Annotated in this window: 12 protein-coding genes and 1 pseudogene; 7 read left to right on the top strand and 6 right to left on the bottom strand. The window is 64.4% G+C overall.

What is annotated here, in order from left to right; all coding sequences use genetic code 11:
* Window positions 1–196 precede the first annotated feature (196 nt).
* Entirely contained in the window at window positions 197–2,056 is a 1,860-nt protein-coding gene (ilvD, locus tag U5760_RS30545; protein WP_322016036.1) for a dihydroxy-acid dehydratase, read from the bottom strand.
* Window positions 2,057–2,536: 480 nt separating this feature from the next.
* Between ilvD and U5760_RS30550 the strand changes: the two genes are divergently transcribed.
* The gene (locus U5760_RS30550; RefSeq protein ID WP_322016037.1) at window positions 2,537–3,871 is read left to right on the top strand and encodes a nitrate/sulfonate/bicarbonate ABC transporter ATP-binding protein; all 1,335 of its coding nucleotides are present in this window, start codon (window positions 2,537–2,539) and stop codon (window positions 3,869–3,871) included.
* A gap of 51 nt (window positions 3,872–3,922) precedes the next feature.
* Here the strand turns inward: U5760_RS30550 and U5760_RS30555 are convergent, their stop codons facing one another.
* The 3 genes from U5760_RS30555 to U5760_RS30565 form a co-directional block, all read right to left on the bottom strand.
* Entirely contained in the window at window positions 3,923–4,477 is a 555-nt protein-coding gene (locus U5760_RS30555) for a phosphoglycerate mutase family protein (RefSeq protein WP_322016038.1), read from the bottom strand.
* A gap of 54 nt (window positions 4,478–4,531) precedes the next feature.
* Window positions 4,532–4,912 carry a TraR/DksA family transcriptional regulator gene (locus tag U5760_RS30560; protein WP_322016039.1) on the bottom strand — a complete coding sequence of 127 codons (381 nt, stop codon included), beginning with the start codon at window positions 4,910–4,912 and terminating at the stop codon, window positions 4,532–4,534.
* A 344-nt stretch (window positions 4,913–5,256) separates the two neighbouring features.
* Window positions 5,257–6,687 (bottom strand): PLP-dependent aminotransferase family protein, encoded by a 1,431-nt coding sequence (locus U5760_RS30565; protein WP_322016040.1) that lies wholly within the window; start codon window positions 6,685–6,687, stop codon window positions 5,257–5,259.
* A 255-nt stretch (window positions 6,688–6,942) separates the two neighbouring features.
* On the opposite strand from U5760_RS30565, the gene U5760_RS30570 reads away from it, so the two are divergent.
* The 3 genes from U5760_RS30570 to U5760_RS30580 all read left to right on the top strand — a co-directional run bounded on the left by U5760_RS30570 (window position 6,943) and on the right by U5760_RS30580 (window position 8,754).
* Window positions 6,943–7,893, top strand: a complete 951-nt coding sequence (locus U5760_RS30570; RefSeq protein WP_322016041.1) for a LysR family transcriptional regulator — start codon at window positions 6,943–6,945, stop codon at window positions 7,891–7,893.
* 83 nt (window positions 7,894–7,976) lie between these two features.
* Window positions 7,977–8,432, top strand: a complete 456-nt coding sequence (locus tag U5760_RS30575; RefSeq protein ID WP_322016042.1) for a DUF1269 domain-containing protein — start codon at window positions 7,977–7,979, stop codon at window positions 8,430–8,432.
* Between the two features lie 73 nt (window positions 8,433–8,505).
* Entirely contained in the window at window positions 8,506–8,754 is a 249-nt protein-coding gene (locus U5760_RS30580) for a hypothetical protein (protein ID WP_415914209.1), read from the top strand.
* Between the two features lie 24 nt (window positions 8,755–8,778).
* Here U5760_RS30580 and U5760_RS30585 read toward each other — a convergent pair whose 3' ends face one another.
* The gene (locus tag U5760_RS30585) at window positions 8,779–9,129 is read right to left on the bottom strand and encodes a DUF6566 family protein (protein ID WP_322016043.1); all 351 of its coding nucleotides are present in this window, start codon (window positions 9,127–9,129) and stop codon (window positions 8,779–8,781) included.
* A 52-nt stretch (window positions 9,130–9,181) separates the two neighbouring features.
* Window positions 9,182–9,628, bottom strand: coding sequence for a hypothetical protein (locus U5760_RS30590; protein ID WP_322016044.1), 447 nt, complete (start codon window positions 9,626–9,628; stop codon window positions 9,182–9,184).
* 168 nt (window positions 9,629–9,796) lie between these two features.
* Between U5760_RS30590 and U5760_RS30595 the strand changes: the two genes are divergently transcribed.
* The 3 genes and pseudogenes from U5760_RS30595 to U5760_RS30605 form a co-directional block, all read left to right on the top strand.
* Window positions 9,797–9,952 (top strand): hypothetical protein, encoded by a 156-nt coding sequence (locus U5760_RS30595; RefSeq protein WP_156967249.1) that lies wholly within the window; start codon window positions 9,797–9,799, stop codon window positions 9,950–9,952.
* A 618-nt stretch (window positions 9,953–10,570) separates the two neighbouring features.
* Window positions 10,571–11,620, top strand: coding sequence for a Dyp-type peroxidase (locus tag U5760_RS30600; RefSeq protein WP_322016045.1), 1,050 nt, complete (start codon window positions 10,571–10,573; stop codon window positions 11,618–11,620).
* A 50-nt stretch (window positions 11,621–11,670) separates the two neighbouring features.
* Window positions 11,671–12,030, top strand: a pseudogene (locus U5760_RS30605) (Clp protease ClpC); the annotation flags it as partial.

Below are 12,030 nucleotides of genomic sequence, written 5' to 3' on the forward strand. Positions count from 1 at the left end.
TACCTCCGTTGGGCGTCCGCGAAATTGCGCCTTTTCTATGCCGCTATCACCAGGAGGCCGCGGCAACGAGGCGGATTCAACCGTTCCTCAAGCGACCTCGCCACAAATCCACGAAACACCATAAAAAAAGACCGCTCCAAAGAGCGGCCTTTCCCATTGCGGCGAAGAAGCGGGCCCAAAGCCCGCCTCAACCCTCTCAATCCTCCAGCAACGACAAATCCCGCACGGCCCCCTTATCGGCCGACATCACAAGCTTCGCATAAGCCTTCAGCGCCGCCGACACCTTGCGCGGACGCGCCTTGGCAGGCTTCCAGCCCTTCGCGTTCTGCTCTTCGCGGCGGCGCGCCAGTTCCTCGTCGGAAACGAGCACGTTGATCGTGCGGTTGGGAATGTCGATACGAATCTTGTCGCCGTCGCGCACGAGACCAATCGCCCCGCCCGCAGCCGCTTCCGGCGAGCAGTGACCCATCGAAAGCCCCGAAGTCCCGCCCGAGAACCGCCCATCCGTCAGCAGCGCACAAGCCTTACCGAGCCCCTTCGACTTGATATAGCTCGTGGGGTAAAGCATCTCCTGCATGCCAGGGCCGCCCTTGGGGCCTTCATAACGCACGATCACCACGTCGCCGGCCTTGACCTTGTCGTTGAGGATGTTCTCCACGGCCTCGTCCTGCGACTCGGTCACGTGCGCCGTACCCTCGAACACGAGCAGGCTGTCGTCCACGCCGGCCGTCTTCACCACGCAGCCGTCCAGCGCGATATTGCCGGTCAGCACGGCCAAACCGCCTTCCTTCGAGAACGCATGCTCATACGAGCGAATGCACCCTTCGGCGCGGTCGAGATCGAGGCTCGGCCAGCGCGTGTTCTGGCTGAACGCCGTCTGGGTGGGAATGCCCGCCGGACCCGCCTGATAGAACGTCTTCACGGCGTCATCCTGGGTGCGGACGATATCCCACTGATCGAGCGCATCCTTGAGTGTGGCCGTGTGCACCGTCGGCACGTCGGTGTGCAGCTTGCCCGCGCGATCGAGCTCGCCGAGGATGGCCATGATGCCGCCCGCGCGATGCACGTCTTCGATGTGGTACTTGTTGGTGTTGGGCGCCACCTTGCACAGCTGCGGCACGACGCGCGAGAGGCGGTCGATGTCGGCCATGCTGAAGTCGATGCCCGCTTCCTGCGCCACCGCCAGCAAGTGCAGGATGGTGTTGGTGGAGCCGCCCATGGCGATGTCGAGCGTCATCGCGTTCTCGAACGCCTTGAAGCCCACCGAGCGCGGCAGCACGCGCTCGTCGTCCTGTTCGTAGTACTGGCGCGTGAGCTCCACGATGCGGCGGCCGGCGCGCTTGAAAAGCTGCTCGCGGTCCGCGTGCGTGGCCACCACCGTGCCGTTGCCGGGCAGCGAAAGGCCGAGCGCCTCGGTCAGGCAGTTCATCGAGTTGGCCGTGAACATGCCCGAGCACGAGCCGCAGGTCGGGCAGGCCGAGCGTTCGACTTCGGCCACTTCGGCATCGGAATACTGGGTGTCGGCTGCGATCACCATGGCGTCGATCAGGTCGAGCTTCTTGACCTCGATGGCCTTGGTCACGGGGTTGGCGAGGCGCGTCTTGCCCGCTTCCATGGGGCCGCCCGAAACGAAGATCACGGGGATGTTCAGGCGCATCGCGGCCATCAGCATGCCCGGGGTGATCTTGTCGCAGTTGGAGATGCAGACCATGGCGTCGGCGCAGTGCGCGTTGACCATGTACTCCACCGAATCCGCGATGATGTCGCGGCTCGGCAGCGAATACAGCATGCCGTCGTGGCCCATGGCGATGCCGTCGTCGACCGCGATGGTGTTGAATTCCTTGGCAACGCCGCCCGCGGCTTCGATCTCGCGCGCGACGAGCTGGCCCAGGTCCTTCAGGTGAACGTGGCCCGGCACGAACTGGGTGAACGAGTTGACGACGGCGATGATCGGCTTCGAGAAATCGTCGTCTTTCATGCCGGTGGCGCGCCACAGGGAGCGTGCGCCCGCCATGTTGCGGCCGGCCGTGGAAGTTTTGGAACGGTATGTGGGCATCGTGGTTGCTGAAAGAAAAATCGCAGGAATGTCGCTTGAAAAGCGTCGCTGGCTCATTCAAATGGGGACCACGGGATTGACGGCCCCTCGCGCGCCCGTGCGAACAACCTCTTGAGTCGTGCCTGGGGCTTAACTCAGCAATTATCCCACACACCCGGAAGGGGCGCCCTCGGGCCCCGCCGGGCGGCCTCCGGAGGCCAATCGCACCCGAATCCGGCACCCTGCACGCCGACAATTCGCTTACTGCCCCTGGGAGCGCCCCACTGCCGCGTGCATCGCCTCCCCCACCCCGCAAAAAATCACCGGATTCCTAAACGATGCCAAGTTTCTGTCACGAAGTATCTGCATGATTGGATACTGGGGCGCTTCTGTCTCGCCAAAGCGCGCACAAGCTGAACAAGCTCTTTCAGCAAGCTTTATTTCACGCAACCGAACCTGACGATCCGCTGCAATCGACAGACTTGACCGAGAGTTCTTACCATGCAAAACGTCAAAGCCGATACCGCCGATCTCCTCAAGCCCGCTGTACAGCCGGGCAAAGAAGTGCTGTCCGTCCAGCACGTGAGCCGGGGTTTCGACAAGAGCCAGCCCGAGCTGCTCGTGCTCGACGACGTGAACGTCACGCTGCACGAGGGTGAAATCGTCGGGATGCTGGGCCGTTCGGGCTCGGGCAAGTCCACGCTGCTGCGCATCATCGCCGGCCTCATTCCGGCCACGGGCGGCGAGGTGATCTATCAGGGCAAAACGCTGCGCGGCCCCGCCGAGGGTGTGGCGATGGTGTTCCAGACCTTCGCGCTCTTTCCGTGGCTCACGGTGCTGCAAAACGTGGAAGCCGGGCTCGAGGCGATCGGCGTGGATCCCCAGCAGCGGCGCGAACGCGCGCTCGCGGCCATCGACCTGATCGGTCTGGATGGCTTCGAAAACGCCTATCCGCGCGAGCTTTCGGGCGGCATGCGCCAGCGTGTGGGCTTCGCCCGCGCGCTCGTGGTCGATCCCACCATCCTGCTGATGGACGAGCCGTTCTCGGCGCTCGACGTGCTCACCGCCGAAACGCTGCGTACCGACCTGCTCGACCTGTGGACCCAGGGCCGCATGCCGATCAAGTCGGTGCTGATCGTCACGCACAACATCGAGGAAGCGGTCTTCATGTGCGACCGCATCCTGGTGCTCTCGTCGAACCCGGGCCGCGTGATGGCAGAGATCGAAGTGCCGTTCAAGCATCCGCGCAACCGGCTCGACCCCGCATTCCGCCGGCTCGTGGACGAGATCTACGCGAAGATGACCGCGCGGCAGATCGGCGCGGAGGCGAAGCGCGAACTCGAACTGAGCAGCTGGCTGCCCGGCGTCTCCACCAACCTCATGGCCGGTCTGATCGAAACGCTCGCCGCCGAACCGTACAAGGGCCGCGCGGACCTGCCGGAAATCGCACGCACGCTGCAGCTGGAAGTGGACGAACTGTTCCCGGTGGCCGAAATGCTGCAATACCTGGGCTTTGCCGAAGTGGTGGAAGGCGACGTCATCCTCACGCAGGCCGGGCATCTCTTCGCCGATCGCGGCACGCAGGAGCGCAAGATGATGTTCGCCGACCATCTGCTGCGCTGCGTGCCGCTCGCCGCGCAGATCAAGAACGTGCTGGGCGAGCGCCCGGGGCATCGCGCGCCGCGCGTGCGCTTCGAGCAGGAGCTGGAGGACTTCCTCTCCGATAGCGCTGCCGAGGAAACGCTCGACACCGTGATCGCCTGGGGCCGCTATGGCGAAGTCTTTTCGTACAACGACAAGACGGAGATCTTCAGCCTCGCCGACGTGGAAGCCTGATCGCGATCCGGCTTCGAGGTGCCGGACAGGCCTCGAAGCAGACTATGCAGGCTATTCGATCGGCTTCTCGCTATCGCCCGCCAGCAGCATTTGCGCAAGCTGGGTGAAGCTCCATCCGCCCGCCGTGCGGTCGAGCACCCAGACGAGGTCGAAGCGGTTCTCGGGCCAGCTTTCGGGCACCTTGGGCGCGTGGGGCAGGTAGCCGATCAGCGAGGGCAGCACCTTGTGCTCCCACGCAACCAGCACGATGCCGGACTGGGCCAGCACGTCCTTCATCAGCGCCGCTCCGTCGTCCTTGAGATACGCGGTGACGAAGTTCACCCGCGAACTCGCCTGCAGCAGCGCCACGAGCGGCGCGACCGTCTGCATGGCCCGGCGGCTCTTGCTCTCCGGCCCCGTGCCCGGGGCGAACACCGAGTGGGGTGTGAGCTTCGCCGCGTGGCCGCCCTCTGCCGGGCAGAAAAACCGCGCGAGCGCCCCGGCGCGCTGCCAGCCGCGCACGGCCAGACTTTCTTCGTCGGCGTTGCCGTTCGCATCGACACCGCCGCCCAGATCGGGGGCCGGCTTCTCGGCGTGCCGGATGAACATGATGCGTTCGGGTGTCACCTCTTCCTCCGCGGTTCGGCTTCCGGGCCGGGTTTCATTCTCGTTGCGGGCGCATCAATGCCGCGCTTCGCGCGCCGCCTGCTCCTGCACGGTCAGGACCGCTTCCGGCACGGCCTCGAGCCGTTCGACCGGAATCGGGTCGCCGCTTTCGTCGGAGTAGCCGTAGGTCCCTTCCGCGATCTTTTCGAGCGCGCGCTGAATGTCGGCGATACGCTGGTCGCTCGTATCGCGCAGCGCCTGGTTCGCGACGTCCTGCTCCAGCCGCTGCCCTTCGTCCTCGAATTCGTGCGCCTCTTCGCCGTGGTCTTCTTCGAACTTGCGCTCGTCCGCTATCGTGCCTTCCTCGCCGCCCAGCAGTTCGCGCTGCAACGCTTCGAGGCGCATGCGCTGCTTCGCAATGAAGGCTTCGCCCAAACCCGCACTCTGATCCGACATGATGTTTCTCCATCCAGTGACATCGACAGGGCACCCGCCATGCACCACCCGCCACTAGCGGGCCAGCCCCTTGAACAGCGCAGAAAGACTCGCCGTCATCATCTCCACCGCGATGGCAGTGAGTCATGCCCATCAAGCGCTTCGTGATGGCGGTCACTCTCGGCGACAGCATGCGCCCAATGCGCGGTGCAGAAAAGAGTGCAGAAAAGACCTTGACCGCAAACGGAAAGTCGATAGCCATCGCGTCCCCCCCTTTAAACCGCCTCAGCCTCTTTCGCATGTCCGCGCATCGAGAATAACATTCGCGCCTCTCGACTGGACCACGGAATGGCCGGCCGCCCGCGTCAACCGCGCGTGCACATGGCCGAGAGCTTGCCGACGGTAATCACGGCCTGCTCGATCTCCTCCGCCCAGGGGCTGCTGTAATTGAGCCGGATGAAATTCCGGTAAGACTCCTCAAAGATGGAGAACATGTATCCCGGCCCGATCGTGATGCCCTGGTCCAGCGCGAGCTTGTAGAGGCGCAGCGAGTCCACGGACTCCGGCAACTCCACCCAGAGCACGTAGCCGCCCGCCGGCTGGGACATGCGCGTGCCCTTCGGAAAGAAGCGCGAGACGATGGCCCGCATCATATTGGCCTGCTGGGCATACATTTTGCGCACGCGCCGCAGATGGTGCTCGTAGCCGTCGCGCTCGAGAAATTCGGCGATGGCGATCTGGGGGATCGTCGGCGAGGTGAGCGTGTTGAGGAATTTCAGTTTCTCGACCTGATCGCGGTAGCGTCCCGGCAGCGCCCAGCCGATCCGGTAGGCCACGGTCAGGCTCTTCGAGAACGTGCCGCAATGAAGCACGAGCCCCTTCGTATCGAGGGACTTCAGCGTGGTCGGATAAGCGTCGCCGTAATAGAGCTCGTTGTAGACGCCGTTTTCGATCACCGGAATGTCGTGTGCCGTCACGAGATCCATGAACGCGCGCTTGCTCGCATCGGGCATCAGGAAACCCAGCGGGTTCTGGAAGTTCGGCATGACCATGCACGCCTTGATGGGATGCGACGCCATCACCTCGGCCAGCGCATCGACATCGATGCCGGAATCCGGGTGCGTCGCCACTTCGATCGCCTTCATTCCCAGCCGCTCGATGGCGTGCAGCATCGCGTAGAACGTGGGCGATTCCACAGCGATGATGTCGCCGGGCTTCGCTACCGCCTGGAGACACAGGTTGATCGCCTCCGTCGCGCCCACGGTGATGACGATCTCGTTGGGGTCGATCGGCATGCCGTTTTCCAGGTAGCGGCGAGCAATCTGGCGCATGAGCCGCACATTGCCGGGCGGCAAGGCGTCCGTCACGCTCCAGACCTCCTGGCCGCGTCCTGCGTCGTAGGCATACCGGTTGAGCTTGTCGAACGGAAACGGGCGGGGATCGGGATACGGCGAGCCGAGCGGCACTGCGTCGTCCACGCCGATGGAGCGCAAGGTGGAGAGCACGAGGCGGCTCACGTCCACGGGCCGCGAAACCGGCTGGGGCCGCGAAGGCCGCAACTCCGGAATGCGACTCTCGTCCGCGTGGTCCTCGCTGTTCACGAAGTATCCCGACTGAGGGCGGCTCGTGATCAGGCCGCGGCTTTCCAGCAGGATATAGGCGCGCACCACGGTCGCGACACTGAGCCGGTGCTGCAAACCCATCTGGCGCACCGAGGGCAGCTTTTCGCCGTGACGGTACACCCCTTGCCGGATCGACGTTTCGATTTCGTCCGCCAGTTTTTCGTAAAGATTCATCGAACGCCCTCCCCGGCGCGGTTCGATCGTAGCAGAACTGTACTGCGCGACGCCGGGCCGATTTGTGCATACCGCGCATGAATGCCTCCCCTTACTCTTGAGCCGTAACGCGTCGCTTCAACGATTCGCGACGCCTGAATCTGGAGCCAGGGGAATGAAAGGGGTCATATGTCCACGCATCCCGCAGACGCAAGCGACGCTCACAGGCTTGGCCGCGGGGATCACCAACGGGCCGGCTCGAACAGGGAGCGCAACGTGAATCTGCTGGAGGCGATGCGGATTTACGTGAGAGTGGTGGAGCGAGGCAGCATATCGGGCGCCGCGCGCGATCTCGACATCGGCCAGCCGGCCGTGAGCGAGCGCATCGAGCGGCTGGAGAAGTATCTGGGCTGCCAGTTGCTGTTGCGCAACGCGCGTGCATTCAAGTGCACGCCGGAGGGCATCATCTTCCACGAACGCAGCAAGTCGGTGCTGGGCGCCGTGGAGCAGGCCGTGGCCGAAGTCTCGAACGACGAGCAGGCGGTCAAGGGCACGATCCGCATTGCTGCGCCGCACTGCTTCGGCGAAACCCTCCTGCCCGAGGGCCTGCGGCGCATTCGCGAGAGCTATCCGCAGCTCGACATCGAACTCGTGCTGAACGACAAGATTGCCGACCTCGTGACCGAAGGCGTGGATATCTCCTTCCGTCTCGGGCCGCTCGGCGACGGCGCATACATTGCCTACCCGCTCGGCCAGGTCGAGCGCTGGCTCGTCGCGTCCCCCGACTATGTGAAGCGGCACGGCGCGATTGCCGAACCCGCGGACCTCGCGAATCACAGCTTCATTCGCGTCAAGGGCGTCTTCGACGCGGATCTGCTGCCGCTCGCCCCCCACGTCCCACGCGCCCCGCACGCTGCCCATGCGCACGACGCCGCCGCCACCGACCGCGTGGACGGCGTATCGATCCAGACGACCATCAAAACCACGCACTGGCGGCCGATGTTCGAAATGGTGATGGCGGGCGTGGGCATCGGCGTGCTGGAAGCGCCCGCGTGCCGGGAAGCGGTCGGGCAGGGCCGCCTCGTGCGCCTCGTGTCCGACTACGCGGTGCCGCCGCTCGCGCTGAATCTGCTCATCCGGCCGCAGCGTCCAGTCCCGGCGCGCGTGCGCAAGATTGTGGATATGCTGAAGACCTGGGTGGCCGAAGCGCTGGGCGCGGACCGATAGTCAATATCGGAAGATTCGCGCTGGCGGCGGTGTTGCCATTGTCTATCGCGAACTGGCGCGGCCCATCGAACGAGGAGTGCGAAATGTCTCAAACGCTGATCGTGGCGACTTTCGACAATCTGGACGCGGCGCAACGGTGCGCGCGGGATTTCAACAATTTCGTGAAGGACGACGGCAGCTTCAGGATCGAGAGCGGCGTGATGGTCCAGAAGGGCGCCGACGGCAAGCTCGCCGTGCTCAACGAGTACACAGAGTCGTACTGGGGCACCGCCATCGGCGCCGCGACGGGCGGCCTGATCGGCCTCATTGCCGGACCGCTCGGCGTGGCGGCCGGCGCTATTGCCGGGGCCGGCGCCGCGCTCGCGGGGCACGCGGTCGAGCACCGGCTCGACAAGAAGATGACCGCCTCGATCGAGGGCGAGCTTCGCCCCGGCAGCGTCGCGCTGATCCTCGAAACGAAGTCGCCGCCCGAAACCGAAGTGGAGGAAGTCGCACGGGGTTATGGCGGAAAGATTTTTACCCAACGCCTATCGTGGTAAACAGCGGCGGTCACGGGCCGTGACTCGCCACGACCGCCCCACCCTGCCCACACCGTTCATGAGGTGAAACGCCGTGTCAGCCAGCAACCCTTATCGCCGATTCCAGATCGCCGCGATGCTCGCGCCGCTGCCCAACAACCGCGGACTCGCGACAGTCTCCGTCACCACCACCGACGCCGCGCGAATCGCCGACCTCGGCACCGACCGCTTCCTGCACGTGGAGCGCTGGGTGGAGGCGCTCGACCCGGACGCGCTCCAGGTGGTCGTGGACGAATGCAAAGTCGCGATCGATCACTACGCGGACAACGTAGACGATAGCTAAGCGAGCGCCGCCGTGTATCGCGTGCTACGTGCTCGCGTCCTTGCGCACGAGCACGTCCTGCACGATCTGCTCGGACTCCTGCGATTCCTCGATCCGGAAAAACCACTTCTGCGCATGCGCGCGCATGGCCACCCATGAACGGTCGTGCGGGTCGTTCATCATGCGGCCGAGGAACTTGCAGCCCCGTTCGATGCCGTCGCGATTCGCCTCGGCCTCGGTCCGCCACTCGGGCTGCACGGTATCGGGGCTGCAGGTCGCAAAGAGGCGCCCCTTGTGGTGGATCTCCACATGGGCGATCCATCCGCCCAGCCTGTTGCACCTCGAGTGGGCGGTGACATCGAACCCATAGCATTCCATGCGTTCCTGCTGCGCCATGTTCGCTCCTTGTTCTGGTCGTTGCGGGCCGCGGCGGCCACGTCTCGCCCGCTCAACTGCCGGGCTGCACCGCCGCCTTGTCCTTGTCGATCACCGCGCGATGGATCGCCTCGGTCAGCGCGTTGTTGACCTCGATGAGCTTGCGCATCTCCGCCTGGAGCTTCAAGAGGGCCTCCGCGTCCTTATAGGTCTGCAGCGCCTGCTTGTCCGCGGCCGCGGCCGCCACCTTCTGCCCCACCATGATCACGGAGAGCAGCACCAGTTGCAAAAACGTCTGCGCAATCCAGGCAATCAGGGTAGAAATCCCGCCCGCAATGGACGAAGGCAGACTGATCAGCGCGATGGCCGCGAAAATGTAGGCGCACCACATCGTGCCCACGGCATTGGTGATGATCACGGCAATCTTGCCGTTCAGCCCCACGTGCTCCTGCGTGGTGAGGTGCGGGCCAACCTTGTCGCGCTCCTTGATGCGCACGCCGGGATCGTAGTCGGTAGTCATCGTAGGGTCCCCTTTTGGAAAATCGTTGGCTGGCACACCGGCGCGCCGGAGGTGCCATAATGGTTGCGCGAGCATGATCGAACGTGCGCCACGGACACTGCCTGTTGCAGTTGCCCCTCGTGGCCGCGGCCTGCACCCGAAGCCAACCACGACGGTGAGGAGTTGACCATGAAGCCAGCCATCAAGCGCGAGCCCGCCAGCCGGCGCCACCGCTTCCTGCATGATCTGAAGTGGATTGCCATATTGTGGTGCGTGGGCTTTGGCGGCACGGTCCTGCTCACACTGCCCCTTCACTTCCTCGTCATGGCGATGATGCACAAGTAGCCGGCTGCACGCATCGCCCGAACTTCCCCGCTCCGCGTCCGGCCAGCCGCGGTGCAGCATGCACGCGCGCCCGCCACGCAGCCTCCGCATCATGCCGTTCGCGATGCCCGCTGCGACGTGCCCTGTCGTCCCCTGTCGTCCTCTCTGGCGGCATTCGCCCCGCGCATGATGCGAGTCTGTCCTTCACGTTCGAGCAATCGTACATCTAAACTGGATGAGCGAAACGCGGCGCGCGGCACGCGTTTCCGATACCTGATATCGGCTCGGGAGAGGCACCTGGTCACCCGATATTAGGTATCGGATGCACGGAGGTTCACAGCCGCGGGATCGCCTCATAGAATTCAAACGTCAAATTGTCCCTTTTTGTGGTTTGCATGGATTGACCGTCTGAAGACTTCGGTTTGCTCGATCGGCCACGCCAGAACGTTCCAATTCCATTGCCGTGTCATTCCGGGGGCGGCGCGCAAGAGACCCGATAGTCAGGACACTGCGCTGCATGCGCTCGCCGGCCTCACGCCGCATCGAAGCCGGCGAGCGCGCAGCGTGCCGATCGCCGGTTCCGCCGGCGCCACTCATGCATTCAAGGCGCACCGGTCGCCGCTTCTGCAGGAGTCGCCCATGCCTATGTCCGATGTCGAGCCTCAAGCCGTAATCAGCCCCGTCACCGTTAGCGCCATTTTCATCGTGGCGACGCTCAATCCCGGCGACGACGCGGCTTCGACCGTGCGCAACTGGTGCGGCGACGTCGCCGCCTTCGTGCGCTCCGTGGGCAAGCGCGTGCCTTCGGGCTACCTCTCCTGCGTGTGCGGGTTCGGCTCGCAGGCGTGGGACACGCTCTTCGGCACGCCCCGCCCCGCGGAACTGCATCCGTTTCGCGAAATCCGCGCGGGCAATCGGGTTGCGCTCGCGACGCCCGGCGATATTCTTCTGCATATTCGCGCCTCCCATATGGACCTGTGCTTCGAGCTCGCGACGCAGATGCTGGAACGGCTGGGCGACGCGGTAACGGTGGTGGACGAAGTGCACGGCTTTCGCAACTTCGACATGCGCGACGTGATCGGCTTCGTCGACGGCACCGAGAATCCGCAAGGCCGCGACGCCACGAAGTTCACGATCATCGGCAACGAGGACGCGACGTTCGCGGGCGGCAGCTATGTGCTCGTCCAGAAGTACCTGCACGACATGAAGGGCTGGAATGCGCTGCCCGTTGAAACGCAGGAGAACATCATCGGCCGCAAGAAGCTCTCCGATATCGAACTCGCGCCCGATGTGAAGCCCTCGAACTCGCACAGCTCGCTGACCACGCTCGACGAAAACGGCGAAGAGATCAAGATCCTGCGCGACAACATGCCGTTCGGACGCGTGGGCGACAAGGAGTTCGGCACGTATTTCATCGGCTATGCCCGCTCGCCCGCGCCCATCGAACAGATGCTGCAGAACATGTTCGTCGGCAGGCCGCCGGGCAATTACGACCGGCTGCTCGATTTCAGCCGCGCCGCCACCGGCGGCCTCTTCTTCGTCCCTTCGGCCGATTTGCTCGAAGCGCTCGTCGAACCCGGCGCGCAGGCTGCCTCCGCGAGTTCGCCGCAAACGGAGACACCGGTGGGCGCGACCGCGCAAGGTTCGCTGAGTATCGGCTCGCTGAAGGACACGCCCCCTCGTGCGTAAGCGCCGCCATTTGCAGGACCCAACTTCCCACGGTTAGAGGTCATCCGATCATGCCTACACTCTGCGATATCTGTCATGCCCGCCCCGCGGTCGCGCGCGTCGTCGTGAACGAGAACGGCGAGCGCAAGTCGCTGTCGATCTGCGACTACCACTACCGGCAATTGATGCGTCATCAAAGCATGCTTAACCCGTTCGATTCGCTGCTGGGCGGCGGCGGGTTGTCGCGCCTGTTCGGCGGCATGGGCGGCGAAGGCGAGCACGACGGCGAACTCGCCGGCCTCGCCGCCGAAGTGCCGCGCGAATCCGTCGATGCCACCGACGCGTTCAGCGAGCAGACGATGGAACTGTTGCAACGCGCCGCGGAAAAGGCGCACGAACTGCACCGCAACGAACTCGACACGGAACATCTA

Source organism: Paraburkholderia sp. J12 (assembly GCF_905220215.1).
GTDB lineage: Bacteria > Pseudomonadota > Gammaproteobacteria > Burkholderiales > Burkholderiaceae > Paraburkholderia.